Origin of the sequence: Nocardioides dokdonensis FR1436, assembly GCF_001653335.1 — a bacterium.
Taxonomy (GTDB): domain Bacteria; phylum Actinomycetota; class Actinomycetes; order Propionibacteriales; family Nocardioidaceae; genus Nocardioides; species Nocardioides dokdonensis.
In genome coordinates, this window is sequence record NZ_CP015079.1 from 630,102 (window position 1) to 655,480 (window position 25,379).

Below are 25,379 nucleotides of genomic sequence, written 5' to 3' on the forward strand. Positions count from 1 at the left end.
CGGGCGGGCGCACGCTCAGAAGGAGTCTCCGATGCGCGTAGGAGGCTGCCGTGGACAGCGACCGCTCCCCCCAGGGCCTGGACCCCGAGCAGCGCTGGGTGGAGATCGCGGCCGCCCGGATCGCCTTGGCCGGGCTCCTGGCCGACCTCACGCCCGAGGAGTGGGAGCGGCCGTCGCTGTGCAGCCGGTGGCGGGTGCGGGACGTGGCGGCACACGTGGCCATGACCCCGGCCGGCGAGCCGGGGACGTGGGAGATCATGACCGGCCTGGTCAGGGCGCGCGGCGACCTGTGGGCGTTCGGGCGCGAGGTCGCCGTCGCCTGGGCGGGGCGGCCCACCGACGAGATCGTCCGGACGCTGCGCACGCGTGCGACGTCCCGCTCGATGCCCCGGGTCACCAACGCGGCGAACGTGCTCCTCGACGTGCTGGTGCACACCCAGGACATCGCGGTGCCGCTGGGACGACAGCTTCCGGTGCCGTCGGGGGCCGGTCTCGACGCCCTGCACCGGGCCTGGCAGATGGGCTGGCCCTTCCACGCCCGCAGGAGGCTGGCGGGCGTCTCACTGGTCGCGAGCGACGCCGACGTCGTGCTCGGCTCGGGCCCCCTGGTCGAGGCTCCGCTCGGCTCGCTGCTCCTGCTCACGACGGCGCGCGAGACTGCCTCGGTGCCCCACCTCACCGGCCCGGGGCTGGCCCTGCTGCCACGCTGATCCGGCAGTCCGTCCCAGGCCGGGTCAGGGTGACATCTGGGCCGGGTCGCGGTGGCGCTCCTGGGTCAGAGGCGCTCGATGATGGTGACGTTGGCCTGGCCGCCGCCCTCGCACATCGTCTGCAGGGCGTAGCGGCCGCCGGTGCGCTCGAGCTCGCCCAGCATGGTGGTCATCAGGCGGGCGCCGGTGGCGCCGATGGGGTGGCCCAGGGCGATGCCGCCGCCGTTGACGTTGACCTTCTCGTGCGGCGCGCCGGTCTCCTTCATCCAGGCCAGCACGACCGAGGCGAAGGCCTCGTTGCACTCGAAGAGGTCGATGTCCTCGATCGAGAGGCCCGTCCTGGCCAGCGCGTGCTCGGTGGCGCGGATCGGGCCGGTGAGCATCCAGACCGGGTCGTCGCCGCGCACCGAGAGGTGGTGCACGCGGGCGCGGGGCTTGAGCCCGTGCTCGGCGACGGCCGCCTCGGAGGCCAGCAGCAGCGCGGCCGAGCCGTCGCAGATCTGGGAGGCCACGGCAGCGGTGATGCGGCCGCCGGGCTCGAGCGGCTGCAGGCCCGCCATCTTCTCCATCGAGGTCTCGCGGGGGCACTGGTCGGTGTCGACCACGGTGCCGTCGGGCAGCGTGACCGGCTCGATCTCGGCCTTGAAGCGGCCGTCGGCGATCGCGGCGAGGGCGCGCTGGTGCGACGTGAGCGCGAAGCGCTCCATGTCCTCGCGGCTGATGTCCCACTTCTCGGCGATCATCTGCGCCGAGCGGAACTGGCTGACCTCCTGGTCGCCGTAGCGCGCCAGCCAGCCCGGCGACTCCGCGAAGGGGGTGCTGAAGCCGTACTGCTGGCCCGCGATCATGGCCGCCGAGATCGGGATGGCCGACATGTTCTGCACGCCGCCGGCGACCACGAGGTCCTGGGTGCCGGACATGACGCCCTGGGCCGCGAAGTGCACGGCCTGCTGCGAGGAGCCGCACTGGCGGTCGATGGTCACGCCGGGCACGTGGTCGGGCAGACCGGCCACCAGCCAGGCGGTGCGCGCGACGTCGCCGGCCTGCGAGCCGATCGTGTCGCAGCAGCCGAGGATCACGTCGTCGACGGCCCCCGGGTCCACGCCGGTACGCCGCATGAGCGCGGCGATCGAGTGGGCGGCGAGGTCGGCGGAGTGCACGCCCGCCAGGGAGCCCCCGCGCTTGCCGACCGGGGTGCGGACGGCGTCGATGATGTAGGACTCGGACATGTCAGGGCCTTTCGTGGAGCTGCGGGGTGGTGGTGGAGATGCCGTCGAGGAGGATCGTGAGGTACTGGTCGGCGACCTCGGTGTGGCTGTGCCTGCCGCCGGGGCGGTACCACTTGACCGCGACCCAGACCGTGTCGCGGATGAAGCGGTAGGTCAGCTCGATGTCGAGGTCCTGGCGCAGCGCGCCGGCCGCGACGCCCTCGGTGAGCAGGGCGACCCACACCTCGCGCGACTGCGCGTTGCGCTCGGCGAGGTAGCCGAACCGTTCGAAGGCGCCGAGGTAGCCGGCGTCGTTCTGGAAGATCGCGACCTCGTGCGGGTGCTGGTCGATGGCCTCGAACGACAGCCGCACCGCACGCTCGATCTTGGCGCGCGACTCCGCGTCGCTGGCCAGCACGGCGTCGTAGGCCGCGAAGAGCTCCTCCTGGAAGGTCGAGAGGATCTCGTCGACCATCGACTCCTTGGAGTCGAAGTGGTGGTAGAGGCTGCCGGAGAGGATGCCCGAGGCATCCGCGATGTCGCGCACGGTGGTGTTCTTGAAGCCCTTCTCGGCGAAGAGCCCGGCCGCGATCGCGAGCAGCTGCTCGCGTCGGGTCGCCTTGGCGGTCTCGGCAGCCACCGGGTCAGGCCTGCTGGCTGCTGACGGCGACGACCTCGCCGGTCATGTACGACGCGTAGTCGCTGGCCAGGAACACCATCACGTTGGCGACCTCCCACGGCTCGGCGGCGCGACCGAAGGCCTCGCGCTGCTTGAGCTCGTGGAGCAGCTCGTCGGAGGTCACCTTGGCCAGGAACGGGTGCATCGCCAGGCTCGGCGAGACGGCGTTGACGCGGATGCCGTGCGGGGCCAGGTCGATGGCCGAGCAGCGGGTCAGCGCCATCACGCCGGCCTTGGCCGCGGCGTAGTGGGCCTGGCCCTCCTGGGCGCGCCAGCCGATGACGGAGGCGTTGTTGACGATGACGCCCTTCTTGCCCGCCTGCGACATCCGCTGGCCGGCGGCCCGCACGCAGCGGAAGGTGCCGGTCAGGGTGATGTCGAGGACCCGGCTCCACTGCTCGTCGGTCATCTCGAGCACGGAGGCGGTGCCGCCGAGGCCGGCGTTGTTGATCATGATGTCGACGCCGCCGAACTCCTCGGCGGCGTCGAGCAGCGCGGTGACCTGGGCGTCGTCGGTGACGTCGCAGACGAGCTGCCGCACGCGTTCGGCGCCGAACTCGGCGGCCAGCGCCTCCTCGGCCTCGGCCAGGCGGCGCGCGTGGGTGTCGCTGAAGACGACGGCCTTGGCGCCCTCCTCGAGGACGCGCCGCACGACCGCGGCACCGATGCCGGCGCCGGCCGCGGCGGTGACCACGACGACCTTCCCGGCCAGCAGGTCGTGGCCGGGCACGTAGTCGGGGACGGGCTGCTCGGGGCGTTCGGCGGTCATCAGGCTCCCTGGGGTGGTGGGTGAGTAGCGGAGGTCAGGCGGGACGGGGTTCGCGAGGCAGCCCGAGGACGCGCTCGGCGAGGATGTTGCGCTGCACCTCATCGCTGCCGCCGTAGATCGTGTCGGCCCGCGAGAATAAGAAGAGCCGCTGCAGCGGGTCGAGGTCGTACGGCGCTCCTCGGGCGGTGAGCCCGTCGGCACCGGCGACCTCCATCGCCAGCTCGCCGAGCCGGCGGTGCCAGCCGCCCCAGACCAGCTTGGCGATCGAGCCGGCTCCTCCCCCGGCGGAGGAGTCGGAGCCGGCGGTGAGGGCGGAGAGCCCGCGCAGCGCGTTGACCCGCATCACGTCGAGCTCGACGGCGGCCCGGGCCAGGCGGTCGCGCAGCACCGGGTCGTCGTACGCGCCGTTGCTGCGGGCCAGCTCGACGACGGTCTCGAGCTCGCGGGCGAAGCCGACCTGCTGGCCCAGCGTGGAGACGCCGCGCTCGAAGCCGAGCAGGCCCATCGCGACGCCCCAGCCATGGCCGGGCTCGCCGACGACGAGGTCGGCGTCGGTGCGGGCGCCGGTGAAGAAGACCTCGTTGAACTCCGAGCCGCTGGTGATCTGCTCGATCGGGCGGACCTCGACGCCGTCCTGGTCCAGCGGCACCATCAGGAACGACAGCCCCTGGTGCCGCTGCGAGCCGGGCTCGGTGCGGGCGATGACGAAGCACCACTGGGAGAACTGGGCCAGCGAGGTCCAGACCTTCTGCCCGTCGATGACCCACTGGTCGCCGTCGGGGCCGGCCTCGAGGCGGGCCCTGGTCGAGACGTTGGCGAGGTCGGAGCCGGCGCCGGGCTCGGAGTAGCCCTGGCACCACAGCTCCTCGACCGCGACGATCGGTGGCAGGAAGCGCTGCTTCTGCTCCTCGGTGCCGAAGGCGATGAGGGTGGGCCCGAGCAGCTCCTCGCCCAGGTGGTTGACGCGGGCGGGGGCGTCGGCGCGGGCGTACTCCTCGTGGAAGATCACCTGCTGCATGAGGCTGAAGCCGCGCCCGCCGTACTCCTCGGGCCAGCCCAGCGCGGTCCAGCCGTGCGCGGCGAGGTGCCGGTTCCAGGCGAGCCGCTCGTCGTGGGCCTCGTGGTCGCGGCCGGGGCCACCGAGCCCCTTGAGCGCGGCGAAGTCACCGGTGAGGTGGTCCTGCAGCCAGGCGCGCACCTCGGCCCGGAAGGACTGCTCCTCTGTGGAGTAGGTCAGGTCCATGGTGTTCCTCTCGACGGACAGGCGCTAGGCTACCCTAGCAAGCACTTGTTTGGTTTGACCATGAGGAGCACACCGGTGACCCAGCCACAGACCGTGCCCGCAGCGCTGCGGGCCGCCGCCGCAGCGCACGCCGACCGGGCCGCGGTGGTCGACGGCGCCACCACGCTCTCGTTCCGCGACCTGCACGCAGCCGTGCGGGACACCGCCCGCGGCTACGTCGCCCTGGGCCTCGAGCCCGGCGACACCGTGTGCCTGTGGGCCCCCAACACCTGGGAGTGGGTCGTCGCCGGGCTAGCCGTGACGTACGCCGGCGGCGTGCTGGTCCCGGTCAACACCCGGTACAAGGGCGAGGAGGTCGCCGACATCGTCGAGCGCTCCGGCGCCCGGCTGTGCGTGGTGGCCGACGGCTTCCTGGGCCGCAGCCAGGTCGAGGAGCTGCGCACCGCACTGCCCGGGATGGGCCGCGTCACCGCGATCGTGAGCATCGGCACCACCCCGGCCGCCGGCACGACCGCCTTCTCGTCGCTGCCCGACCTGGGCGCGGGCGTCAGCGGCATCGACGCGATCGCGACCGGCGTGGGCGCGGACGACATCGCCGACATCCTCTTCACCTCCGGCACCACCGGTCGCTCCAAGGGCGTGCTCACCACCCACGCGCAGACGCTGGCCGCGGCCCGGGTCTGGACGCAGAACTGCCAGGTCACCGAGCAGGACCGCTACCTGGTGATCAGCCCGTTCTTCCACTCCTACGGCTACAAGGTCGGCATCATCGCGAGCGTGGTCAGCGGCTGCGCGCTCTACCCGATGGCCGCCTTCGACGCCGACGCGGCGCTGGCGATGATCGAGGCGGAGCGCCTCACGATCGTCCCGGGCGCGCCGACGATCTTCCACTCCATGCTGGAGTCGCCGGCCTTCGCGACCACCGACACCTCGTCCCTGCGCCTGGCCAACATGGGCTCGGCCAGCATCCCGCCGCGCCTCATCGAGCGGATGCTCAGCGAGCTCTCCTTCGAGCTGGTGATCCCCGCCTTCGGCATGACCGAGTGCGTGGTCGCCACGATGTGCCGCCCGGGCGACCCCGACGAGGCCATCGCGACCTCCAACGGCCGTGCGGTCGACGGCCTCGAGATGCGGGTCGTGGACCCGGCGACCGGCGAGGTCTGCGAGTCGGGCACCGCCGGCGAGATCCAGCTGCGCGGACCGATGGTGATGCAGGGCTACCTCGACGACCCGGAGGCCACCGCCGCGGCGATCGACGCCGACGGCTGGCTGCACACCGGCGACGTCGGCACCGTCGACGCCGACGGCAACATGCGCATCACCGACCGGCTCAAGGACATGTACATCTCCGGCGGCTTCAACGTCTACCCCGCCGAGGTCGAGGCCGCCCTGGCCCGCCTCGACGGCGTGGTCGAGGCCGCGGTCGTGGGGGTCCCCGACGAGCGGATGGGCGAGGTCGGCAAGGCCTTCGTCATCCAGCGCGAGGGAGCCGACCTGACCCAGGAGCAGGTGGTCGCGTTCCTGCGCGAGCGGCTGGCCAACTTCAAGGTGCCGCGCCACGTCGAGATGGTCCCCGACCTGCCCCGCAACGCCTCCCACAAGGTGCTCAAGCCCGAGCTGCGGGCCCGCGGATGACCGCCTTCCAGGAGGGACCGGCCGCCCCGGTCGTGACCTACGACGTCGAGGGCCCGGTCGCGCGCATCCGGCTCAACCGCCCGGAGTACCGCAACGCCCAGAACTCCGCGATGACCTACGCCCTCGACGACGCGCTGCGCCGCGCGACCGACGACGACGCGGTCAAGGTGATCGTGCTGTCCGGCAACGGCGAGCACTTCAGCGCCGGCCACGACATCGGCACCCCGGGCCGCGACGTCGACCAGAGCTTCGAGCGCCGCGCCGTGATCTGGTGGGACCACGTCGACAAGGAGGGCGGCGACGCGCGCTTCGCCCGCGAGTCCGAGGTCTACCTGGGGATGTGCCGCCGCTGGCGCGAGGTCCCCAAGCCCGTGATCGCGATGGTGCACGGCGCCTGCATCGCCGGCGGGCTGATGCTCGCCTGGTCCTGCGACTTCATCATCGCCTCCGACGACGCCTTCTTCGCCGACCCCGTGGTGCGGATGGGAATCCCCGGGGTCGAGTACTTCGCGCACCCGTGGGTGCTCAACCCGCGCGCGGCCAAGGAGCTGCTCTTCACCGGCGACCGGTTCTCGGCGCGCCGCGCGATGGAGCTCGGCATGGTCAACCAGGTCGTCGCCCGCGACGAGCTGGAGCCGACCGTGCTGGCCATGGCCGAGCGGATCGCCCAGATGCCGCGCTTCGGCCTGGCCCTGACCAAGCGCGCGGTGAACCTCGCCGAGGACGCCCAGGGCCTGCGCCAGGGCATGGACGGCGTCTTCGGGCTGCACCACTTCGCCCACGCCCACAACGGTGAGACCGCGGCCGACTCGCTCGGCGGGCTCGGTGCCCGCGAGATGGCCGCCCACAACAAGTCCCGCACGGCCCCGACGGAGGACGACTGATGGACCTGACGCTCAGCCCCGACGAGCTGGCCTTCCAGGCCGAGGCACGGGAGTGGTTGGCCGCGCACGTGCCCACCACACCGCTGCCCTCGATGGACACCGAGGCCGGGTTCCGCGCCCACCAGGAGTGGGAGGCACGCCTCGCCCAGGCCCGCTGGTCGGTCGTCTCCTGGCCCGAGGAGTTCCACGGCCGCGGCGCCTCGCTGGTCGAGTGGGTGATCTTCGAGGAGGAGTACTACCGCGCCGGCGCCCCCGGTCGGGTCTCCCAGAACGGGATCTTCCTGCTCGCCCCGATCGTCTTCGACCACGGCACCCCCGAGCAGCAGGCCCGCTTCCTGCCCTCGATGGCGACCGGCGAGCAGGTCTGGGCGCAGGCGTGGTCCGAGCCCGAGGCCGGCTCCGACCTGGCCTCGCTGAAGTCGACCGCCCGACACGACGAGGCCCGCGGCGGCTGGGTCCTCAACGGCCAGAAGACCTGGTCCTCGCGTGCGGCGTACGCCGACTGGGGCTTCGGGCTGTTCCGCTCCGACCCGGAGGCGCAGCGGCACTCGGGGCTGACCTACTTCCTCTTCCCGCTCGACGCCGCGGGCATCACCGTGCGCCCGATCGCCCAGCTCGACGGCGAGCCTGGCTTCGCGGAGATCTTCTTCGAGGACGTCTTCGTCCCCGACGCCGACGTGCTCGGCGCCCCCGGTGACGGCTGGCGGGTCGCGATGAGCACCGCCGGCAACGAGCGCGGCCTCTCGCTGCGCTCCCCCGGCCGCTTCTGCGCCGCCGCCGACCGGCTCGTCGCCCTGTGGCGCGAGCACGGCGAGGCGGTGCCCTCGGCCGCCCACGGCGTCGTCGACGCCTGGGTCAAGGCCCAGTCCTACCGCCTGTACACCTGGGGCACCGTGACCCGCCTCGCCGGCGGCGGCGAGATGGGGGCGGCCGGCTCGGTGAACAAGGTCTTCTGGTCCGAGCTGGACATCGCGCTGCACGAGACGGCGCTCGACCTGCTCGGCCCCGAGTCCGAGGTCGACTCGCGGTGGCTGGACGGCTACCTCTTCTCGCTGTCCGGGCCGATCTACGCCGGCACCAACGAGATCCAGCGCAACATCGTCGCCGAGCGCATCCTCGGCCTGCCGCGCGAGCCGAAGGGAACCGGTCGATGAGGTTCGTCCCCACCTCCGAGCAGGAGGACTTCACTGCGTCCCTGGACCGGCTGCTGGCCGGCGCCGACACCGTCGCCGCCGCCCGCGGCTGGGCCGAGGGTGACACCGCCGCCGGACTGGCGCTGTGGCGCCGCCTGGCCGAGCAGGGCGTGCACGCGCTGCTGGTGCCCGAGGAGCACGGCGGCATGGGCGCGAGCCCGACCGAGATGGTGCTGGCCCTCGAGCTGGTCGGGAGGCACGCGGTGCCCGGGCCGTGGGTCGAGTCGGTCGCCTACCTGCCGCTGGCCCTCGGCTCCGGTCCGGTCGTCGAGGCGCTCGCCGAGGGTGCCGTCGGCACCGTCGCCGTCGCCCCGCACGTGCCCTACGCCCTCGACGCCGACCTGGCCGAGCACCGGTACGCCGTCGTCGACGGCGCGCTGCACGCTGCGGAGGCCGGGGAGCAGCACACCTCGGTCGACGGCACCCGCCGACTGTTCTCGGTCACGTCCGCGAGCCCTGCGGAGACCGCCGGCGACCTCGACCGGGCCTTCGACACCGCGGTGCTCGCCACCGCGGCGCAGCTGCTCGGCGCCGGCGAGCGGATCCTCGCCGACTCGGTCACCTACGTGAAGCAGCGCAAGCAGTTCGGCCGCGAGATCGGCTCCTACCAGGCCATCAAGCACCAGCTCGCCGACGTGCGGATCGCACTCGACTTCGCGCGGCCGCTGGTCCAGGGCGCGGCGCTGGCCGAGCCCGGCACCCTGTCCCGCGACGTCTCGGCCGCCAAGCTCGCCGCCGCCGACGCGGCGTACCTCGCGGCCCGGGTGGGCCTGCAGGTGCACGGCGCGATCGGCTACACCCTGGAGTTCGACCTGAGCCTGTGGATCACCAAGGTCCGCGCCCTGGTCGCCGCCTGGGGCACCACCGCCTTCCACCGCGACCGGGTGCTGGCTGCCCTGGTCGCCGAGCAGGAGGTCGGGGGCTGATGGAGTTCGCACTGAGCGAGGAGCAGGTCGAGCTGGCCTCGACCCTGCGCACGCTGCTGGCCAAGCGGGCCGACAGCGGCGCCGTCCGAGCCGCTGCCGAGTCCGGGGACGGCTACGACCGGGCCCTGTGGGAGCTGCTGTGCGAGCAGATCGGGGCCGCGGCGCTGGCGGTGCCCGAGGAGCACGACGGCGCCGGCTTCTCCGTCTTCGAGACCCTGGTCGTCCTCGACGAGCTGGGCCGCTCGCTGGCCCCCTCGCCGCTGCTGGCCTCGCTGGTCACCTCCGAGGCCCTGCTCGCGAGCGGTGATGCCGACGCCTGCGCGCGGCTGCTGCCGCGCATCGCGGCCGGCGAGGTGGCCACCCTGGCGTGGGCCGGCGTGCGCGGCCCCGGGCGCACCGAGCCCGTGCACGCCGACGGCGACACGCTCACCGGCACCGTCACCGACGTGCTCTTCGGCGACAGCGCCGAGGTGCTCCTGGTCGCGGCCCGCACCGACGACGGGGTCGCGCTCTTCGAGGTCGACCCCGCCGCGGCGGGCCTGACCCGCACCCACACGCCCGCGATGGACACCACCCAGCGCCTGGCCACGCTGGTCCTCGACGGCTGCCCGGCCACGCTGGTCGCCGCCGACGCCACCGGGGCCCTGGCCCGGGCCCACCTGGTCGGCACCGTCGGCGTGGCCGCGCTGCAGGTCGGTTGCGGCCAGCGGGCGCTCGACATGACGGTGGCCTACTCCAAGGAGCGCGTGCAGTTCGGCCGCCCGATCGGGTCCTTCCAGGCCCTCAAGCACCGGATGGCCGACATGCTGGTGCTCGTCGAGACCTCGCGGTCGATCTCGTGGGCGGCGGCGTACGCCGTCTCCGTCGGCAACGACGACGCCGTCCGGCTCGCCGCGAGCGCCGGGTCGTACTGCTCGGACGCGCTGTCCCAGATCGCCTCGGACACGGTGCAGCTGCACGGCGGCATCGCCATCACCTGGGAGCACGACGCCCAGATGGTCTTCAAGCGCGCGCACGCCCTCGGTCAGCTCTTCGGCCAGGCGCACGAGCACCGACGCGCCGTGCTGGCCTGAGGATGTCCGGCGACCGGGCGGCGTACGACTGGGAGACCGGGCCGGCCGAGCTGGCCTTCGCGGTCACCCGACGCCACGTCCCGGACGGCGCGACCGGCCGGATGCCGATCGGTCCCTGGGTGTGCGGTCCCGACGCGGCGCCGGCGGCGGGCGCGCTGGGCCTGCTCGTCGACAGCGTGCTCAGCCTCTGGGCCTTCGCGGCCCAGGACCGGGGCATGGTCTCGACCGAGATCGCCTTCGACGTGCTCGGGGCGCTGCCCGCGGCGGGCTCGGTCGCACGCGCGGTCACCGACCGGCTCGACCTCGGCCCCGACAGCGGGTTCGTGACCGGCTCGGTCCTCGACGACCACGGGCGTCCGGTCCTCGCCTGCCGCCAACGCGTCCGGCTGATCCCCGCCGGCTCCCCGGCAGAGGGAGGCACCACCCCGGCCCCCGTCCCGCCGCTGCCCGAGGCCCCGTCCCTGGCGGCGCTGCTGGGTCTGCAGGAGGGTCCCGCCCACCTGGTCCACCCCGCCGCCCCGCACCTGTGCAACGCGATGGGCAACCTGCACGGCGGCGTGATCCTCGCTGCCGCCGAGGCCGCCGCGCACCACGCCGTCGACCGGGACGGCGGCCCCGCGCTGCCGACCGCGTCGGTGCACGTCACCTACCTGCGCGCCGTCCCTGGCGGCGCCGAGGTCGAGCTGCGCCCGAGCGTGCAGCACCGGGGCCGCAGCCTGGCCGTCGTCGACGTGGTCGCGCACGCGCAAGGTCGCGCGTGCGCCCTGGTCAGGGTGGTCCTGCAGGCCACCTGAGCGGCCCACTGGTCGCCAGCACGGGGGGTACTTGGACTAGAAGAAGGGCGCCCGCTCCGCGAGGAGAAGCGCCCGCTCATGGCTCCCCTCTGTGTCAAGACACCCGGGGCAGGGGCGTTCTAGGCTGGGTGGTGACGGGTCCTGGAGTGGCTTGTCCGAAGAGCCGGTGTTGGGGTTGTGAGCCGGTCGCGCTGGAGTCAGAGTCGCTACCTCGTTGCCCTCCCGGGCCCGTCGCCTTCGCTCTCACGGCGTCGTCGAGCATGGTCTTGTAGACGATGTTCGAGAGCCGTCGTTTCAATGCGCGCATGGCCTCCATCGACGTCTTCCCCTCGGCTTTGCGGCGGTCGAAGTAGGCACGTCCCTCGGTGTCGTTGCGCAGCTGGACGGTGGCCATGATGTGCAGGACCCGGTTGATCTGCCGGTTCCCAGCCCGCGATAGCCGATGCCGGACGTTGTCGCCGGAGGAGGCGTCGATGGGGGCGGTGCCGTTCCAGGACGCGAAGTGGTCTCGGTTGGGGAACCGGGTGATCTCACTGACCTCGACGAGCAACCGTGCGGCACCAGACGGGCCGATGCCGTGCAGGTTCATCAGGCTCGTCCCGGTCTCAGCGAGCAGCTCCTTGAGCTCCTTGTCCGCGGCCTTCTTTCGCGCGTAGACCCGTTCAAGGTCCGCGATCAGCTCGGCAGCGACCCGGCGGCGTGCCTTGCCCGCGGTGTCGCGGGGACGAACTGTGGCCAGCAGAGCCTTGGCCTGGGCGGCGGACAGGTCCTTCTTCGCACCGCCGGGGATCAGTTCCAGCAGTAGCTGGTGGAGCTGGGAGATCATCCGCGTGTGGTCATCGCCCAGCGATCTGCGGCGGTCCACCAGGAGTCGGAGCACGGCGAGCTGCTCATCGTTGACCACCGGACGAAGCCCCGCCATCCGGGTGCCGACCAGGGCAACGGAGTGGGCGTCAGTGGCGTCGGTCTTGCGTCCTTGACCGGTGGCGAAGACCCGCGCACGAGCAGACAGCTTCGGTGGGACGTCGACGACCTCGTGACCCTCAGCCAGTAGCCGCATGGCGACGTGGCGTCCGATGCCGTTGCAGCCCTCGATGGCCCAGACCCGGTTCGGCCACCGGCTCGCGTAGTCGAGCATCGCCTTGAAGCCGGCGGCGTCGGTGCCGAATCGGCCACCGCCCAACACCTGCTCATCGGCAGCCATGACCTCGATGGTCACCGATCTCTTGTGCGGATCCATCCCGATCACGACCCGCTCGCCGCTGTTCGTCATGCCTTGTCCTCCTGCCTCGATCACCCAGTGGTTGTCGAGTCGGGAGGGCAACGCTGCTTCGAGCTGTGCAAGCCCCTCTTGAGCCTCTCCTGACCCTGGCGACGCCCGGGCCGCGCAGGCCAAATGAGAGCCACACGACCAGCGTGGGCAGCCGATGTGAGAGCGACGGCCCGGGCGCCTGAACCGAGCCTCGCCAGGCACCGGTTCTGAGGTCAATGGAACAAGCAGCCGATGAGCGGACGCCCGTTGGAACTCGGCGTCGGAAGTGGCCGGATGAACACTTGGCTGGCCACTGTGGGAGTTTCGTCTGGATAGTCTCATCATCGTGGCGGACGACGGACCTTCGGCTCGGCAAGGGATCGCCGGACCGCTGGCTCTGGGGTGCGCGGTAGTTGGTTTGGGCGGGTTCGGCTTCACGCCGTGGCTGGCGTACATCCCGGCTGTGCTCGCATTAGCGTTGTTCACCCTGGTCATCTGGTTCGGGGTCTGCGACTCGTTCGCCCGAACGTCCGTGCCGTTGCGTGCTGCCGCGACGCTCGTTGTGGGACTGGGAAGTAGTGCCCTGTTCTGGGTCGATGCGCCGCCGTGGTTCCTGATTCCAGCACTCTGGTCCAGCCTTGCAGCGCTCTCTACCCGCACCGGCGCGTGGGCAGCCACAGCGTGCCTAGCGGTCGCTTACGGCGTCTGGTTGATGGTCTAGCGGCGACGCACGCTCTTGCCGCTGTCCGCTCGGTTTCGACGACCAGCGGACGGGGCAGCTAGTGCTGCTGTTCAAGTACTTGCCTGCCACCAGTGCCAGATCCCACCGCCGCCATTGACCAGCATCTGTCCGCCACGGCGTTGACGGCTTCACGATGCAGGTTCTTGCTGAAGTGATGACTGCTGACGCCGCACTCCCCGTGACTATCGACATCAACGACCAGGTCCTTCATCTGGCTGTTGCCGCACACCTCGCCCGCTAGAAGGGCCAGAGCCGCACCCACACCGCCTCCGACCTGAACACCTACCTGGCGTGGTGCCGCGACCACGGCCTCTTGCCGCTGCAGGCCACTCGAGCTCACATCGAGCTCTTCCTGCGATGGATGCAGGAAGTTCGGCAGCTCAAGCCCTCCACGGTGTCCCGACGCCTGTCGGTCCTGACGGGCTTCTACCGGACCTGCGTCATCGACGGCGTTCTCGAGCACTCCCCAGCCGAGTACGTCCGCCGACCGAAGGTGACCCCCGAGTCGCCAACCCTTGGGCTAAGCCACCTGCAGTTCGAGGCGATGCTCACCGCTGCCCGCGACTCCAGCAACGTCAACGACTTCGCTCTGGTCGCCATGTTGGGTTTGCTCGGACTACGCATCTTCGAGGCCACCGGCGCCGACATCGACGCACTCAGCGAAGTCCGCGGCCACCGAGTGCTCCGCGTCCATGGCAAAGGCGACAAGGTCGTCCTGGTGCCACTTTCACCCGCGGTAAGCCGAGCCATCGATCGAACTGCCGGACACCGCGAAAGCGGCCCGCTGCTACTCAACCGCGAAGGCCGACGCATGGACCGTCACGCCGCGACCCGTCGACTACGAAGACTCGCCAAGACGTCTGGCATCACCATCGAGCGCATGCATCCCCACATGCTCAGGCACACCTTCGTCACCACCATGCTCGACGCCGGAGTCGATCTGCGCGACGTTCAGATTGCTGCCCGCCACGCCGACCCCCGCACCACCATGCGATACGACCGAGCACGCACGAACCTCGATCGCCACCCCAACTACATCCTGGCCGCCTACATGGCCTCGGCTACCTGACCTGGGCCGTGACAAGCCTCGCGCGCTCGTGCCGATGAGCGCACGGATTCGCGGTGAACTGTTGTCCTGCCGACGAGCGACGATGAGGTTCCGCCGATGTGTACGCCGGCGACTACCCGCACGGCGCGTACGGGTCGGCGGAGCGGCTTGCCGCTACTGACGAAGACGAGGCTGCGGATCATCCACATCAGTGGGACTACAGCGTGCGGATTCCGCTGTGGGATGCCGAGGGGCTACTGCCTGAGGAACCTGAGTGGTTACGCGAAGCACTTGGGTTGAGCGACTGACTTATCGTGGATCTCGGCAGGTGGGGCTTCGACATGGATGCCCTTTACGCGACTCCGAGCGCGGAGGACGACGAAGCGAATGCAAGCCCTCGATGCCTGCGCACGAGAACTTGCGAAGCGACTGCAACACGAGTTGGGCTCTCGACCCGCGGTTGAGTACCGGCCGTGCCCTGTCAACCATTCGCGTGAAGGCGAGCACACTTGGTATCTGTCAGCGCTGGCGGGCAAGTTACCTGCCTCGCCGGTAGAAACTTGGAGTACGCGACATCTCCAATCGTGTACTCGATTGTGATGCCCTCCCTTAGGGCTATCACAGGCTCGTGCACTTCGAATCCAAGAATGACCATGTAACTCTTGCCCGCGAGCAGTGTCGCCCCCTCGGCAGGGCTTTGGAAGCGACGAGGCACGGCCGCTGGCGGGTAGCCCTCCATTCGCTGGTTGAAGTCATCTGGCCGCCCAGGAAGCCCCAAGCGTGCGCCTAGGAACTCAACAGCCTCCTCGCCGCCTTGAACGGTGACATCAGTGACGGTCGCCTCCTCCGGTACGGAAATAACCTCAAGTCCATCGCTAAAGACTTGCCCGCGCTCCACGACGAAGTAGGAGGTGTGAGGCGGCTGTCCAGTCATGGGGCCGCTCTCGAGCGTCTCGGGATTGTTCTTGGGTAGCGATCCGCTACACGATGAGGCCAGAGCGGCCATGACCACGGCGACAACGAGTGCCGCCGTGGTCGACCCTCTGGTCAGGACGAGATCTCCCTCACGAAAGCGGACGTTCCTAGGCCCGAACTGTTGCTTCCGCAGTATCTGGCCGTCTGGCCAGAGTCGGGGTCGACGACAAGTTTCGTCACGGTCTCTTGCGTCTGGGTGTTATCCATTCTGACGCCGATGATCTCGAACCATCCTCCCCAGGTCACCTTTGCTGATTGGGTGAACTCAGTACGCGCCGAAATGGGGCCTTTCGTGTTGCACGTGAAGGTGGGGTTGTTGTATTCGCCCTTTGTGTACTCCATGGCCTTTTCAGGGACCCACTTGAAGACGTCTTGAGCGACGGTGGTGCCCGGCTCGCCTGCGTAATAGCACATGCGCTGATGCTTCCGGTATCGCCACTTCATGCGAACCATTTTTGAAGTACTGTTGGGCCAATCCGGCTTGATGGAAAGGTCGCTAAGTTCAGTGCTAGATGAAGACAAGCCGCCCCCGTAGTTGGAGCCGCCTTCCGGATTAATTGCGATTTCAAGGTCGGTTTTTTTCGACGTCGTCCAGTGATAGAACAACCTGGACTTGCCTAAGGTCTTCGATGTCTTGAGGGGTGCCCAAACACTCTTGCGCTTGCTCTTTGAAACCCAGATGTAGTAGCCCCCACTGCAGTCGCTGCTGTTCCCCTCAACGGCATCGACGTCAGGGCTGTCCGTGGCGTCTGGCTCGTCCACGGCCTGATCCACCTGCTCGGGTGCTGCCACGATGGGCGCCTCGCCCCCGAAGGCGCTGGAGGCGGAGTAGGCGCTACCACGCGCCGATGCCGTGCGCGCCGGTGCCATGACGAGACCCATCCCCGACTGCAGCGTGATCCCGCTGGGGATGCCCGCCCGGGCGACGAACTGCCGAGCGGTCTTGGACACTCGCTGGTGGGCGGTGTTCTCCATCGGGAAGTTATCTATCAAACTCGCTCCGTCGACAACCGCTGTAACCTCGACGGCTTCCACGGTGGCAGTTGGCGTTTGCTCGAGGAGGATCTCGAACCGCCCCTCACTATCGGTAACGTCATCTCCGAGGAATGTCGTGTGCTGTACACCGTCCTTTACTGGACGCAGCGCAGACGCTTGGATGGGGGCGAAAGGCGCGGGAGTCCCGTCACGTGAGAGCACCTGCCCTCGAACGATGGTCTCGCCGGTCTCGGCCGAAGCCGTCGACACTGGATACACGGTAGACGCCACAAGAGCGATCAGTGTGCCACTTGCTAAGCCCACGAGAGCGCGGCTGTGCATATTCAACTGTTTTCCCCGTTCGCAACCGCTGCCCCCGATGACAGCGGTGACAGCGGTGAGCGGAGCATGCCACACGGTCCTGCCCCGCGGAATAGCCAGAGCGGGTGAATTTCTGCCCGCGTGAGACGTCTTCAGGTCAGGCGCTTTGGTAGCACCCTGCTGGTTGTCGGTCGTGAAGCAAAGTCAGCCGGTGAGCCGACGGACACGCGCCGCGTCACCACAATGCGTATCACGCGCATTCAAACAACCGGAAGCGAAGACGTCGAACGAGTGCAGGTGGTGAGCGGACCCGTCCTACCGCGCCGAAGCACGCGTCACGCTGCTCATTGCCTAGTTCCGCCAGCGTGTCGAACCGCACCCTCGTGCCGCCTTGAGGGCGCCCGCGCAGGAAGCTGGGAAGGTGCTGGGCCTCTGGATTTTCGGCCATCCGTCACCCCTTGCTGGCGATCAAGAGTGGCCCTCCACAGCCCCCAGGACGGCGGCTGGCCGAACCTGAGGGACTGGCCTATGGTCGGGCCATGACCAGGCAGTGGGCAGCGGAGCAGACGGGGACGGCCGAGCCGTCGCACGTGCCCGCCGGCGCCGCCCTCCTCGCGATCATCGCGGGCGAGCTGGCGCGTGGCTGCCGTGGTCTCGACGTGCTGCACCGCAGCGTCGACCGCGCTCCGCCGTCGTCGTACTGACGCCGCCGCGCGTCACGTCGACCCCACGCACCGGTCGTGCCGGTGCGTCCCCCTTGCTGTCCGAGGAGCACGCATGTCCCTGTCCTTCCCCACCACGTCCACCGCGTCCGCCGCGTCCACCGCGCGCCGTCGCTTCCCCGACCAGCTGCGCCCCGTCCTGCTCAAGGCGGCGTACGCCCGCACCAACCAGCTGGCCCAGCTGCCCCCGCTGAGCGACCCGGACGACCGGGTCGCCGCGGCGCACAAGGCCTGCGTCCGGCGCATCCTCGCCGAGATCCACACGGCCCTCGACCGCATGGACGCCGGCACCTACGGCGACTGCGTCACCTGCGGCGGCCTGATCCCGCTGGCGCGGCTCGAGCACTGCGCCTGGACCCTCGACTGCGAGCCCTGCCAGCGACGCCGCTAGTCCTCCATCGGGATGCGCACGTCGCGCTCCGCGGCCACCTCGACGGCGCGGTCGTAGCCCGCGTCCACGTGGCGGATCACGCCCATCCCGGGGTCGTTGGTCAGCACCCGCTCGATCTTCTGCGCGGCCAGGTCGGTGCCGTCGGCGACACAGACCTGGCCCGCGTGGATCGAGCGGCCCATCCCGACGCCGCCGCCGTGGTGGATCGAGACCCAGGTGGCGCCCGAGGCGGTGTTGACGAGCGCGTTGAGCAGCGCCCAGTCGGCGATCGCGTCGGAGCCGTCGAGCATCGCCTCGGTCTCGCGGTAGGGCGAGGCCACCGAGCCGCAGTCGAGGTGGTCGCGCCCGATCACCACGGGCGCCTTGAGCTCGCCCGAGGCGACCATCTCGTTGAACTTCAGCCCGGCGAGGTGCCGCTCGCCGTACCCGAGCCAGCAGATCCGTGCCGGCAGGCCCTGGAAGGCGACCCGCTCCCCGGCCATGGTGATCCACTTGTGCAGCCGCTCGTTGTCGGGGAACAGCTCGAGGATCGCCCTGTCGGTGGCGGCGATGTCGGCCGGGTCCCCGGAGAGCGCGGCCCACCGGAAGGGCCCCTTGCCCTCGCAGAAGAGCGGTCGGATGTAGGCGGGCACGAAGCCCGGGAACTCGAAGGCCCGGTCGTAGCCGCCCTTGCGCGCCTCGTCGCGGATGGAGTTGCCGTAGTCGAAGACCTCGGCGCCGCCGTCCTGGAGCTCCACCATCGCCCGCACGTGGGTCGCCATGGACGCCTGCGCGCGCAGCGTGAAGCCCGCCGGGTCCTCGGTGCGCTCGCGCTCCCAGTCCTCGAAGGCGGTCCCGGCCGGCAGGTAGTAGAGCGGGTCGTGGGCCGAGGTCTGATCGGTGACGATGTCGATCGGCGCACCGCGCTCGAGCAGCTCGGGCAGCAGCACCGCGGCGTTGCCGAGCACACCGATGGACAGCGGGCGACGCTCGTCGCGGGCCGCCACCGCCAGCTCGAGGGCGTGGTCGAGGGAGTCGGCCTGCACGTCGAGGTAGCGGTGCTCGATGCGGCGCTCGATGCGGGCCTGGTCGCACTCGATGCAGATCGCCACGCCGTCGTTCATGGTGACGGCGAGCGGCTGGGCGCCGCCCATCCCGCCGAGCCCGGCGGTGACGGTGATCGTCCCCGCCAGGGTCCCCGAGAAGCGCTTGTCGGCCACAGCGGCGAAGGTCTCGAAGGTGCCCTGCAGGATGCCCTGGGTGCCGATGTAGATCCACGAGCCGGCCGTCATCTGGCCGTACATGGTCAGCCCGAGGTCCTCGAGGCGGCGGAACTCCTCCCAGTTGGCCCAGTCGCCGACCAGGTTGGAGTTGGCGATCAGCACCCGCGGCGCCCACTCGTGGGTGCGCATGATGCCGACCGGCTTGCCCGACTGCACGAGCAGCGTCTCGTCGTCGGCGAGGTCGCGCAGGCTGCGCACGAGGGCGTCGTACGCCGCCCAGCTGCGCGCCGCCTTGCCGGTGCCGCCGTAGACGACGAGGTCCTCGGGTCGTTCGGCGTTCGCCGGGTCGAGGTTGTTCATCAGCATCCGCAGTGGCGCCTCGGTCTGCCACGAGCGGGCCGAGAGCTCGGTGCCGGTGGCGGCGTGGATGGGCAGGCGGGGGTTGGCGGCGCTCATGCGAGGGCTCCGATCTGGTGCTCGACGGCGGACAGGACGGCTCCGGAGGCGACCAGGCCGACGGCGGTCTCGATCTCCGGGGACAGGTGGCGGTCGGGGCCGGGGCCCTCGACCCCGGCCTCGCGCAGCAGCGCGACGACAGCGGCGGTGGCGGGCGAGGGCTCGAGCGGAGCGCGCAGGTCGAGCGCGCGGGCGGCGGTGAGCACCTCGATGGCCACCACCCGGGTCAGCCCGTCGACGGCGCGGCGCAGCTTGCGCGCCGCCGACCAGCCCATCGACACGTGGTCCTCCTGCATGGCGCTGCTGGGGATCGAGTCGACCGACGCAGGCGCGGCCAGGCGCTTCATCTCCGAGACGACCGCGGCCTGGGTGTACTGCGCGATCATCAGTCCGGAGTCGACCCCGGGGTCGTGGGCCAGGAAGGGCGGCAACCCGTGGTTGCGGGTCTTGTCGAGGAACCGGTCGGTGCGCCGCTCGCTGATCGAGGCGACGTCGGCGGCGACGATGGCCAGGAAGTCCAGCGCGTAGGCGACCGGGGCGCCGTGAAAGTTGCCGTTCGACTCCACCCGCCCGCCCGGCCCGTCGTCGGCGGCCAGCACCACGGGGTTGTCCACGGCGCTGGCCAACTCACGCGAGGCGACGAGGTCGCAGTGCTCGACGGTGTCGCGCGCAGCACCGTGCACCTGCGGGGAGCAACGCAGCGAGTAGGCGTCCTGCACCCGGTGGCAGTCGGGGCCACGGTGGGAGGCGACGACGCCGGAGCCGTCGAGCAGGCGCACCAGGTTGGCCGCGGAGGCGGCCTGGCCGGGGTGCGGACGCAGCGCCTGGAGGTCGGCGTCGAAGACCCGGTCGGTGGCCAGCTGGCCCTCCACCGACATCGCGGCGGCGACGTCGGCGGTGCGCAGCAGCATCCGCAGGTCGGCGATCGCCAGCACCAGCATGCCGAGCATGCCGTCGGTGCCGTTGATGAGCGCGAGGCCCTCCTTCGCGGCCAGCTCGACGGGGGCGAGACCGGCGGCGGCCAGCGCGTCGGCGGCCGGCACGAGGTCGCCGGCGGCGTCGCGCACCGACCCCTCGCCCATCAGCGCCAGGGCGCAGTGGGACAGCGGCGCGAGGTCGCCGGAGCAGCCGAGCGAGCCGTACTCGTGGACGACGGGCGTGATCCGGTGGGTGAGCAGGTCGGCGAGCAGCTGCGCGGTCTCGAGCCGGATGCCGGTGTGCCCGGTCGCGAGGGTGGACAGGCGCAGCAGCATCAGCCCCCGCGTCACCTCGACCTCCACCTCGGGCCCGGATCCGGCCGCGTGCGAGCGCACCAGGGAGCGCTGCAGCTGGGCGCGCATGTCGGTGGGGATGTGCCGGGTCGCCAGCGCGCCGAACCCGGTCGAGATGCCGTACGCCGGCGTGCTCGCCGCGGCCAGCTCCTCGACCACCGCACGGGCCCGGTGGATCGCTGCGACGGCGTCGTCGCCGAGCCGCACACCGGCCCCGCCACGGGTCACCGCCACCACGTCCTCGGGCGTGACCGGGCCGACGCCCACGGTGATCGTCGACGGCGCGGTGCTGGAGGTCTCGGGAGCTGCCATGCCCCCATCGTCCGGCTGCGGACGACCGCTCCACCAGCCTCGCACCGGTGAAGTCGTCTCGGATACCAGACTCGTCGACGTGGCCGACGCTGCCGCATCCGGTCACGGCGTGGGCCCCATCACCTGCTCCCGGCCGGCGTGTGGTCCGACTCTACGAGCCTGGCGAACCTGCGCAGCATGAACCTCAGCCCGGCCGTCATCACCGGAGAGACCACCCGGTCGACCAGCTTCGGGGTGCTGCCGGTGTCCATCGCCATCGTCCACTCCACGGCGCTCCGTCCGCCACCGAGGTCGCTCACCCGGTAGTCCTCCGCGAACGCCCGCACACCCTTCCTGGAGGCCTCGTTGAAGCGGAACGCCATCCGGGAGCCGTGCTCGTAGGCGATGAACTCCTCGTAGCCCACCAGGCCGCCGCGCATGTGCACGGTGCGCGTCGAGCCGACCTCGAGCGGGAAGCCCGACGTCCACTCCACCGCGGTGATCGGGAACGCCCACCGCACCCACGCCTCGGCGTCGTGCAGGAGGTCGAAGATCCGCTCCGGCGTGGCCGCGACCTCCACCCGGGCTCGGTGGACGCTGGGCGCGGTGTCGAAGAACTCGACATCGACCTTGTCGCAGGGGACGGTCATGGTCTGCTCCTTCATCGGGGGGTCGGGGACACCAGCAGCGGTGCCACGAACGTCTCGAGCATCGCCCGCTCGACGCTGGGATCCTCGGCGGGCATGGCCAGGAACGAGACGATGCAGCGCAGCAGCCAGGCGCCCCGCAGCTCGACCTCCGCACCCGAGCGTGCGTCGGGGTCCAGCGCGCCCGCCAGGGCGGTGGTCATCGTCCGCAGGAGCTCGGAGTCCTGGCTCACCGCGATCGGGATGGCCACGTTCTCCGGCTGGAACCACGCCGCGAGGAGCGGATCGGCGCGGATCGCGGCGATGCCGGCGGCGACCAGGTCGACCATGGCGCCCGCGCTGCGCGTGGCGGAGGCGGGCGCCAGGTCCGCGGCGATGCGGAGCGCCGCCCGGTGCACGAAGGCCAGGTGGAGGGCCTCGCGGCTCGGGAAGGACCGGTACAGGGTCGCGCGCGAGCACCCGGCCGACCGCGCCACGTCGATCATCGTCGTCCGCGCCACCCCGTGCTCCGCGAACGCGCGGGCCGCGGCGTCGAGGAGGTCGTCGACCTCGACCCTGGCACCGGTTCGCCGCCCGTCATCGTAAGACACATCGGGCAGTCTGTCTCAGTCGATGTCCTCGTGGCAACGCCCGGAGCCTCGGATGGTCGGCGGGTGCGGTCGCGCCGTGGTCGGAAGGACCGAAGGGACCTGGAGCAGCGCGATGGCCCGCTCAGTAGCGGAAGATCGCGGCTACCTCGCTGTCGGGTGCGACGACCTGCGAGGTGGCGTGGACCTGGCCGCCGTTGCTGAGGGTCGCCACCGCCGCCGCGTCGAGATCCTCGCACGCGGCGTACCGCTCGTCGCCGCCCAGCCGCACGACCGGCTCGGGGTCGTCGGAGACTCCCTCCCAGCACCACGGGTCGGCCTGGACGAACAGCGTCTCGACCCGGCCCTCGGCCGCCGCCTGCGCCACCGTGGGCAGGTCGCTGGAGACCCGGCCGGTGCCGTTCAGCTCGTGGAAGTGATCGATCACGCCGGCCCGACGCTCACGCAGCCGGCGCTCGACGACGGGCCAGGCCCGCTCGTGCAGCTCCTCCACGGAGAGCTGGTCGGGGTTGTGGTCGACCGCCTCGTCGAGGACGTGCCCGTAGCCGTTGACCTCGCGGTAGGCACCGACGAGCTGGGGCAGCCCCACCAGCACCATCGGCGAGGTCACCCCGCTCAGCGCGTCCTCGAGACCCGTCGAGACGGCCCGCAGGAAGCGGACCACCTCGTCGTCCTTCAGGTGCCGGTCGCCGGCGCCGTGGCCGTAGAACACCGCACGCCCGCCACGGCCGGCGTTCCCCGCGGGTCGAGCCATCGTGTCCGAGCGCGTCTCCTGCGGCTCGACGACGTCCCTCAGGCTCGTCGGGACGTCGCTGAGCCGGACCTCCTCGACGCTGTGCCGGCTGCCCTCCATGAGGCGGATCTCGCGTTGGCTCAGCGCCAGCACCAGGAAGTGCTCGTCGCCGGAGAGCAGGCGCAGCAGCGGCCCCATCACCAGCCGCTCCCCCACCGTGGCCAGCGTCGGCATCGGGGCCGGGACCCGGTAGGTCCGGTGCCAGTCCGGGCGCAGGAACATCGCCAGCCCGTCACTCATGTGCTGCCAGGTCTCCGCGTCCTCGAGCAGCTCACGCGCCGGAGCGAGCAGCGCGTCGACCTGCGGGCGGCGCAGCTGGTCGGCGAGCACTCGCTCGATCCCGGTGAGCAGGTTCTTCCACCGCAACCGGTCGGCGTCCACCCCCTCGAAGCGGTGCGTCGGCATGAACAACGACACCTGGGGCTCTCCGGGTGCCGGCTCGGCGAGCAGCGTGAGCTCCGTGCGGGTCAGCAGGTGCATGGACATCCCTTCGTCGCAGTGGACACGAGCCTGCCCGGTGCCGCACGCGTCCCACCAGGGCCCTAAGACCCTGGACGCACGCTCGCCATCGGTCGATCCGCGCCACGGGTGAGCGGGGTCCTAGTGACCCCGGATCGTGTCCCGCGACTCGTGGCCCTCCTTGCGTTCGAACGTGCTGGTCAGTCGAGCCTCGATCCTGTCCGTGGCGCCGCTCAGCGCGTCGGTGAGAGTCGCGGCATGGTGGGTCACCGCGATGGGGTCCATGCCCGCCGGCCGAGCCTCGATCAGGCAACGGAAGTCGTCCCCCGTCGGGCGGCCGGCGCTCTCGTTGCCGAGGTGGACCTCGACTCGCGTCACGCGGTCCTCGAACCTCGCCAACGACTGCGCGATCTCGGCGGTGATCTCGTCGCTGCGTGCCTCGTGGACGTCGACGTTCGTGTCGGTGTTGACCTGGACCTTCATGTGATCTCCTTCTCGCTGGAGAGGCTGGAGCCGAGGGCCTCGGTGGACGATGCGCTCTGAGTCTGCGGTCGTCGAGGTCCCCGCACCAGGGACCAAGCGCCCGCGAGGACCTACCGGTCCGTCGCGCCGGAGATCGGGCCCGTCCCGGCGTCGACCCGGCCGCGCAGGGCGGCCCGCGAGACCTTCTCGGTCCGGGTCCGCGGGAGCTCGTCCAGGAACACGAACTCGCTCGGCACCTTGTACCCCGTGAGCCTGGCCCGCACGTGGGCGGTCAGCGCCTCCGGGGTCGGCGGTTCGTCGGCGACCACGACACACGCCACGAGCCGTTGACCGCGACGCGCATCAGGCCCGCCGACGACCGCGACGTCGGCGACGCCCGGGTGCTCGCGCAGCACCGCCTCGACCTCGCGGGGGAAGACGTTGAACCCGGACACGATCACGGTGTCGTCGGTGCGGCCCACGATCGCCAGTCGACCGTGCGCGTCGAGCCGGCCGACGTCGCGGGTGTCGAACCACTCGTCCGGGTGGCCCGGCTGGAGGCCGGCCCGGAGGTCGGGGGCACCGGCGTACGGACGGCTCACGGGGTAGCCACGGACCTGCACGGCGCCCGGCACACCCGGCGGCAGGGGGGCGCCCGAGTCGTCGCAGACGCGGACCTCGACGCCCGGCATCGGCGACATCCACGGCAGCAGGTCGTCGGGATCGGCCGGCAGCTCCCCGACCGCCACCGTCCCGCAGGTCTCGGTCATGCCGTAGCCGACGACGACGCGCGGGATCGCGAGCCGTCGGGCCAGCCGCGCCGTGTCCGGGGCCGAGACCTCGGTGCTGCCCACGATCGCCAGCCGAGTGTGGGCGCCTGCCACACCCGGGTCGATCTCGGCGAGGTCGTGGTAGATCGTCGGCGGCCCGGCGAGCACGCTCACCCGCTCGCTGCGCAGCACCCGGACCAGCCGCTCTGGGCGGTAGTCGGGCAGCAGGCGCACGCAAGCGCCGGCCAGGAACGCCACGAGCAGGATCCCGTTGATCCCGAAGGAGTGCGCCAGCGGCACCACGCCGAGCCAGACGTCATCCTGCTCGACGTCGAGGGCCGTCCGCACGTCGTCGTACATCCGGAGCAGCTGGGCGTGGCTCATGGGCACGGCCTTGACGGCACCCGAGGTGCCCGAGCTCGTGAGCACCAGCGCCGGGGAGGTGGGGTCCACCGCGGGGAGGTCGGACGGCTCGGGGACGGGCGCCAGCGCCTCTAGCCGGCTGAAGGCGATGCCTCCCGGCACGGCGGTGCCGGAGTCGTCCTGGAGGACCAGCCGGGGCGCCAGCAGGTCGAGGAGACCCTGCCGCTCCGCGTCGGGCACCCGGTGCCCGATCGGCACGACCGTCGCGCCGGCCAGCAGCACGCCGTACGCCGCGACCACCCAGGTGACCCGGTTGGCACCGTGGACCACGACCCGGTCGCCCACCTGGACGCCCTGCTCGCCCAGGAACCGGGCGACCACCCGGGCGCGGGCGGCCAACGAGGCGAAGTCGAGCTCGAGCTCGTCGTCGCGCACCGCGGGACGGGTCGGGTGCGTGCGCGCGCGCAGCTCGCAGAGCTCACCGAGCGTGCGCGCGTCCACGAGGTCGGCCATGCCTGGATCCAACCAGTCGCCGGGG

Annotated in this window: 25 protein-coding genes; 11 read left to right on the forward strand and 14 right to left on the reverse strand. The window is 71.1% G+C overall.

Annotated elements, in window-relative coordinates; all coding sequences use genetic code 11:
- The first annotated feature begins 50 nt into the window (after nt 1–50).
- The gene (locus I601_RS03030) at nt 51–710 is read left to right on the forward strand and encodes a maleylpyruvate isomerase family mycothiol-dependent enzyme (protein WP_218917741.1); all 660 of its coding nucleotides are present in this window, start codon (nt 51–53) and stop codon (nt 708–710) included.
- A 65-nt stretch (nt 711–775) separates the two neighbouring features.
- On the opposite strand, the gene I601_RS03035 is transcribed toward I601_RS03030, so the two are convergent.
- Genes I601_RS03035 through I601_RS03050 form a run of 4 tightly spaced genes read right to left on the reverse strand, consistent with a single transcriptional unit; the run spans nt 776 to nt 4,609 of the window.
- Nucleotides 776–1,939 (reverse strand): acetyl-CoA C-acetyltransferase, encoded by a 1,164-nt coding sequence (locus I601_RS03035; RefSeq protein WP_068106270.1) that lies wholly within the window; start codon nt 1,937–1,939, stop codon nt 776–778.
- 1 nt (nt 1,940) lies between these two features.
- On the reverse strand, nt 1,941–2,558 hold the full coding sequence (locus tag I601_RS03040) for a TetR/AcrR family transcriptional regulator (protein WP_068106273.1): 618 nt from the start codon (nt 2,556–2,558) through the stop codon (nt 1,941–1,943).
- 4 nt (nt 2,559–2,562) lie between these two features.
- The gene (locus I601_RS03045; protein WP_068106276.1) at nt 2,563–3,366 is read right to left on the reverse strand and encodes an SDR family oxidoreductase; all 804 of its coding nucleotides are present in this window, start codon (nt 3,364–3,366) and stop codon (nt 2,563–2,565) included.
- A 34-nt stretch (nt 3,367–3,400) separates the two neighbouring features.
- On the reverse strand, nt 3,401–4,609 hold the full coding sequence (locus I601_RS03050; protein WP_068106280.1) for an acyl-CoA dehydrogenase family protein: 1,209 nt from the start codon (nt 4,607–4,609) through the stop codon (nt 3,401–3,403).
- 75 nt (nt 4,610–4,684) lie between these two features.
- On the opposite strand from I601_RS03050, the gene I601_RS03055 reads away from it, so the two are divergent.
- From I601_RS03055 to I601_RS03080, 6 genes are read left to right on the forward strand one after another with little or no spacing between them, the layout of a single operon-like run.
- Entirely contained in the window at nt 4,685–6,244 is a 1,560-nt protein-coding gene (locus tag I601_RS03055) for a FadD3 family acyl-CoA ligase (protein WP_237089535.1), read from the forward strand.
- Complete coding sequence (locus tag I601_RS03060; protein WP_068106287.1) at nt 6,241–7,128, forward strand: enoyl-CoA hydratase; 888 nt, start codon at nt 6,241–6,243, stop codon at nt 7,126–7,128. The genes I601_RS03055 and I601_RS03060 overlap by 4 nt, the downstream gene beginning before the upstream one ends.
- Nucleotides 7,128–8,282, forward strand: a complete 1,155-nt coding sequence (locus I601_RS03065; RefSeq protein WP_068106290.1) for an acyl-CoA dehydrogenase family protein — start codon at nt 7,128–7,130, stop codon at nt 8,280–8,282. The genes I601_RS03060 and I601_RS03065 overlap by 1 nt, the downstream gene beginning before the upstream one ends.
- Nucleotides 8,279–9,247 carry an acyl-CoA dehydrogenase family protein gene (locus I601_RS03070; protein WP_068106292.1) on the forward strand — a complete coding sequence of 323 codons (969 nt, stop codon included), beginning with the start codon at nt 8,279–8,281 and terminating at the stop codon, nt 9,245–9,247. The genes I601_RS03065 and I601_RS03070 overlap by 4 nt, the downstream gene beginning before the upstream one ends.
- A complete protein-coding gene (locus I601_RS03075) occupies nt 9,247–10,320 on the forward strand; it encodes an acyl-CoA dehydrogenase family protein (protein ID WP_068106295.1) in 1,074 nt (357 codons plus the stop codon). The genes I601_RS03070 and I601_RS03075 overlap by 1 nt, the downstream gene beginning before the upstream one ends.
- Nucleotides 10,321–10,322: 2 nt before the next feature.
- A complete protein-coding gene (locus I601_RS03080) occupies nt 10,323–11,114 on the forward strand; it encodes a PaaI family thioesterase (protein ID WP_068106298.1) in 792 nt (263 codons plus the stop codon).
- A gap of 94 nt (nt 11,115–11,208) precedes the next feature.
- Here I601_RS03080 and I601_RS03085 read toward each other — a convergent pair whose 3' ends face one another.
- Entirely contained in the window at nt 11,209–12,387 is a 1,179-nt protein-coding gene (locus I601_RS03085; protein ID WP_157519848.1) for an IS110 family RNA-guided transposase, read from the reverse strand.
- 325 nt (nt 12,388–12,712) lie between these two features.
- On the opposite strand from I601_RS03085, the gene I601_RS03090 reads away from it, so the two are divergent.
- Both I601_RS03090 and I601_RS03095 read left to right on the forward strand, forming a co-directional pair.
- A complete protein-coding gene (locus I601_RS03090; RefSeq protein ID WP_157519850.1) occupies nt 12,713–13,087 on the forward strand; it encodes a hypothetical protein in 375 nt (124 codons plus the stop codon).
- A gap of 334 nt (nt 13,088–13,421) precedes the next feature.
- Complete coding sequence (locus I601_RS03095) at nt 13,422–14,177, forward strand: tyrosine-type recombinase/integrase (RefSeq protein ID WP_237089536.1); 756 nt, start codon at nt 13,422–13,424, stop codon at nt 14,175–14,177.
- Between the two features lie 460 nt (nt 14,178–14,637).
- On the opposite strand, the gene I601_RS21050 is transcribed toward I601_RS03095, so the two are convergent.
- Nucleotides 14,638–15,090 carry a hypothetical protein gene (locus tag I601_RS21050; RefSeq protein WP_169834653.1) on the reverse strand — a complete coding sequence of 151 codons (453 nt, stop codon included), beginning with the start codon at nt 15,088–15,090 and terminating at the stop codon, nt 14,638–14,640.
- Between the two features lie 113 nt (nt 15,091–15,203).
- On the reverse strand, nt 15,204–16,376 hold the full coding sequence (locus I601_RS03105; protein ID WP_068106307.1) for a hypothetical protein: 1,173 nt from the start codon (nt 16,374–16,376) through the stop codon (nt 15,204–15,206).
- 590 nt (nt 16,377–16,966) lie between these two features.
- On the opposite strand from I601_RS03105, the gene I601_RS21055 reads away from it, so the two are divergent.
- Both I601_RS21055 and I601_RS03110 read left to right on the forward strand, forming a co-directional pair.
- Nucleotides 16,967–17,131: a hypothetical protein gene (locus I601_RS21055; protein ID WP_157519854.1), complete on the forward strand. Its 165-nt coding sequence runs from the start codon at nt 16,967–16,969 to the stop codon at nt 17,129–17,131.
- Nucleotides 17,132–17,204: 73 nt separating this feature from the next.
- The gene (locus I601_RS03110; RefSeq protein WP_084527069.1) at nt 17,205–17,540 is read left to right on the forward strand and encodes a TraR/DksA family transcriptional regulator; all 336 of its coding nucleotides are present in this window, start codon (nt 17,205–17,207) and stop codon (nt 17,538–17,540) included.
- Here I601_RS03110 and hutU read toward each other — a convergent pair.
- The 7 genes from hutU to I601_RS03145 form a co-directional block, all read right to left on the reverse strand.
- The gene (gene hutU / locus I601_RS03115; RefSeq protein WP_068106311.1) at nt 17,537–19,198 is read right to left on the reverse strand and encodes a urocanate hydratase; all 1,662 of its coding nucleotides are present in this window, start codon (nt 19,196–19,198) and stop codon (nt 17,537–17,539) included. The genes I601_RS03110 and hutU overlap by 4 nt on opposite strands.
- On the reverse strand, nt 19,195–20,781 hold the full coding sequence (gene hutH / locus I601_RS03120) for a histidine ammonia-lyase (protein WP_068106314.1): 1,587 nt from the start codon (nt 20,779–20,781) through the stop codon (nt 19,195–19,197). The genes hutU and hutH overlap by 4 nt, the downstream gene beginning before the upstream one ends.
- Nucleotides 20,782–20,900: 119 nt before the next feature.
- Nucleotides 20,901–21,410 carry an SRPBCC family protein gene (locus I601_RS03125; RefSeq protein ID WP_068106317.1) on the reverse strand — a complete coding sequence of 170 codons (510 nt, stop codon included), beginning with the start codon at nt 21,408–21,410 and terminating at the stop codon, nt 20,901–20,903.
- Nucleotides 21,411–21,421: 11 nt separating this feature from the next.
- Entirely contained in the window at nt 21,422–21,997 is a 576-nt protein-coding gene (locus I601_RS03130) for a TetR/AcrR family transcriptional regulator (RefSeq protein ID WP_068106321.1), read from the reverse strand.
- Between the two features lie 121 nt (nt 21,998–22,118).
- Complete coding sequence (locus I601_RS03135; RefSeq protein ID WP_157519856.1) at nt 22,119–23,267, reverse strand: baeRF3 domain-containing protein; 1,149 nt, start codon at nt 23,265–23,267, stop codon at nt 22,119–22,121.
- A gap of 120 nt (nt 23,268–23,387) precedes the next feature.
- Entirely contained in the window at nt 23,388–23,729 is a 342-nt protein-coding gene (locus tag I601_RS03140; protein WP_068106326.1) for an HPF/RaiA family ribosome-associated protein, read from the reverse strand.
- A 110-nt stretch (nt 23,730–23,839) separates the two neighbouring features.
- Nucleotides 23,840–25,354 (reverse strand): class I adenylate-forming enzyme family protein, encoded by a 1,515-nt coding sequence (locus I601_RS03145; RefSeq protein ID WP_068106329.1) that lies wholly within the window; start codon nt 25,352–25,354, stop codon nt 23,840–23,842.
- Nucleotides 25,355–25,379: the final 25 nt, after the last annotated feature.